3 protein-coding genes and 1 pseudogene are annotated in these 3,171 nt (G+C 66.6%); all 4 read left to right on the forward strand.

The annotated features are described in order from the left end of the window. The coding region (locus EOA33_RS29555) for an 8-amino-7-oxononanoate synthase (RefSeq protein WP_145989340.1) at nt 1–974 on the forward strand (974 nt) is incomplete at its 5' end. After that, the gene (gene bioD / locus EOA33_RS29560) at nt 971–1,606 is read left to right on the forward strand and encodes a dethiobiotin synthase (protein WP_127407246.1); all 636 of its coding nucleotides are present in this window, start codon (nt 971–973) and stop codon (nt 1,604–1,606) included. The genes EOA33_RS29555 and bioD, both read left to right, overlap by 4 nt. Further along, nucleotides 1,606–2,871, forward strand: coding sequence for an adenosylmethionine--8-amino-7-oxononanoate transaminase (locus EOA33_RS29565; RefSeq protein WP_126056213.1), 1,266 nt, complete (start codon nt 1,606–1,608; stop codon nt 2,869–2,871). The genes bioD and EOA33_RS29565 overlap by 1 nt, the downstream gene beginning before the upstream one ends. Beyond that, nucleotides 2,868–3,171, forward strand: a pseudogene (locus EOA33_RS29570) (3-oxoacyl-ACP synthase); the annotation flags it as partial. The gene EOA33_RS29565 and the pseudogene EOA33_RS29570, both read left to right, overlap by 4 nt.

A 3,171-nucleotide genomic window follows, 5' to 3' on the forward strand; every position in this document is an offset into this window, starting at 1 on the left:
CGCAGGGCACGCCGGTCGGCGCGACCGGATCTCGGCTGCTGCGCGGCAACGCGCCGGAACACGAGGCACTGGAGGCGGACGCGGCAGCGTTCTTCAGAGCCGACCGCGCGCTGTTCTTCGGCAGCGGCTACATCGCCAACTTCGCCCTGCTCACCGCCCTGCCGCAGAAGGGTGACCTTTTGGTCCTCGACGAATTGGCTCATGCCAGCATGCATGAGGGGGCCCGCGCTGGCCGCGCCGAGTTCAAGCTCGCCGTGCACAACGACGTCGATGCTTTCGAGGATGCAATCACGCGCTGGCGCGCCGAAGGCGGCACCGGGCGCGTCTGGATCGTGGTCGAAAGCCTCTACAGCATGGATGGCGACCGCGCGCCGATGGAGGACCTGGTCGCGCTTGCCGACCGGCACGAGGCCTTCATCGTCGTCGATGAGGCGCATGCCACCGGCGTCTGGGGGCCAGACGGCCGCGGCCTTGCCGCCGCTTTCGAGGGCCGCGACAACATCGTCGCGCTCCACACATGCGGCAAGGCGCTCGGCGCGGCCGGTGCGCTCGTCACCGGGCCGGAACTGCTGTGCGACTATCTCGTCAACCGCTGTCGGCCATTCATCTACTCCACCGCGCCATCGCCGCTGATGGCCGTGGCAGCGCGCGAGGCGATTGCCATGCTGTCCGACGAGCCCCAACGCCGTGCCCAGTTGCAGGAGCGCGTTGCCTTCGCGGGCCGCCAATTGGCCGAGCGCTGCGGCGTAGCCCCCAGCGGCTCGCAGATCCAGCCCTTCGTCATCGGCGACAACGGGCGCACCATGGCGGTGGCGGCGGCGCTGCAGGCGCGCAGTTTCGACATTCGCGGCATTCGTCCGCCGACCGTCCCCGAGGGCACATCGCGCCTGCGCATTTCGCTGACGCTGAATGTCGACGAGGCCGACATTTCGGCCATGGTCGAGGCGCTCTTCGAGGTGTTGGCGGCGGCATGACCAAGCGCATCGTCATCACCGGAACAGATACCGGGATCGGCAAAACGGTGTTTTCGGCCGGGCTCGCCTGCCTGCTCGACGGCTTCTACTGGAAGCCGGTGCAATCGGGCCTCGACGAGGAGACCGACAGCCAGGTCGTGGAACGGCTCGCCGGCTTGCCGCCGGGGCGCGTGCTGCCCGAAGTGTATCGCCTGAAGGAGCCGCTATCGCCGCATCGTTCAGCCGAACTCGACGGCGTCGCGATAGACGCCGCAGAGCTGTCGCTTCCGGACTTGCCGGGCCCGCTCGTCATCGAAGGCGCCGGGGGACTGATGGTGCCGCTCAACCGGCGCACTAAATTCATCGACATCTTCGCGCAGTGGCGAGTGCCGGTCATCCTGTGCGCCCGTACCAAGCTCGGCACGATCAACCACACCCTCCTGTCGATCGAGGCGCTCAGGGCCCGATCCATCCCGCTCATCGGCATTGCCTTCATCGGCGATGAGGTGGCCGACACGCAGAGAACAATCGTGGAATTCAGCGGCGTGCGCCAGCTTGGCAGGCTTCCGCTGCTCGATCCGCTGACGAGTGAGAATCTAAGGGAGGCGATGATTGCCGGCTTCGACCTCACAGCGATTGCGGGAGGCGAATGATGCCGCAGTCCGATGTGTGGCATCCCTTCACCCAGCACGCGCTCGAGCCCGCCATCCCCGAAATCGTCCGGACGGAAGGCGCCTACCTCTACAAGGCCGACGGCACGTGCATCCTGGATGCCATTTCCTCCTGGTGGGTCGTCACCCACGGCCACCGCCATCCCCGCATCATCAAGGCCATCGAGACGACCGCGGCGAGCCTCGACCAGATCATCTTCGCTGGCTTCACCCACGAGCCGGCCGAACGCCTGGCCAGGGCGCTTGTCGGCCTCGCTCCGGCCGGCCTCGAACGGGTGTTCTATTCCGACAGCGGCTCGACCTCCGTCGAGGTCGCGCTGAAGATGGCACTCGGCTACTTCCGCAATATCGACGCGCCGCGCTCGCGCATCGTCGTCATGGAGCACAGCTATCATGGCGACACCATCGGCACGATGAGCGTCGGCGCTCGCGGCGTGTTCAACGCTGCCTACGAGCCCCTGTTGTTCGAGGTCGACACCATCCCCTTCCCGGCTGCCGGGCGCGAGCAGGAGACGCTCGATCGGTTCGAGGCAGTCTCCCGCGACCGGCACGCAGCCGCGCTGATCGTCGAGCCGCTGGTGCTCGGCGCCGGCGGCATGCTGATGTATCCGGCATGGGTTCTGGCCGAGTTGAAGAAGATCGCCGAGGCCTCTGGCACGCTGCTGATCGCCGACGAGGTGATGACCGGCTGGGGCCGCACCGGAACCATGTTCGCCTGCGAGCAGGCATCAATCTCACCGGACATTCTGTGCACCTCGAAAGGGCTGACGGGCGGCGCAATCCCGCTGGCGGCGACGATTGCCACCGATGCCATCTTCCAGGCCCATTATTCCGAGGACCGGAAGAAGACATTCTTCCACTCGAGTTCCTACACTGCCAATCCGATGGCCTGCGCGGCCGCACTCGCCAATGTCGAGATCTGGCGTGACGAACCGGTGGCCGAGCGGGTCGCGGCCCTGAGTGCAAGACAGGCCGCAGGGCTTCATCGTTTTCGTGACAATCCTTTTTTCACCGACAGCCGCGCAACCGGGACGATCGCGGCTCTCGATCTGCGCACCGGCTCCGCCGGCTATCTGGCCGAGATCGGGCCGAAGCTGCGCGCTTTCTTCCTCGAGCGCGGGCTGCTGGTGCGTCCGCTCGGCAATGTCCTCTATCTTCTGCCGCCCTATTGCATCACCGGCGAAGAACTCGACGGTCTCTATGACGCCATCGAGGAGGCCGGGGAACGCTTCGGCGCTAAGCCATGAGCAGGTCGTCGCGCCTTCTCGGGTTCGGCCATCATGCGCCGGCGCGCAGGGTCGAGAATCAGGAGATCGAAGATCGTCTCGGGCTCGAGCCCGGCTGGATCGAGCGGCGCACCGGGATACGGTCGCGCTTCTGGGCAACCGACGACGACACACTGTCGGGCCTTGCCGCGCAAGCCGGCGACATGGCGCTGACGAATGCCGGCATCGACCGCGGCGACATCGGTCTTCTGTTGCTTGCCACCTCGACGCCTGATCACCTCCTGCCGCCCAGCGCGCCGCTGGTCGCGCATCGGTTGGGAC

The organism is Mesorhizobium sp. M4A.F.Ca.ET.050.02.1.1 (assembly GCF_003997725.1).
Lineage (GTDB): Bacteria > Pseudomonadota > Alphaproteobacteria > Rhizobiales > Rhizobiaceae > Mesorhizobium.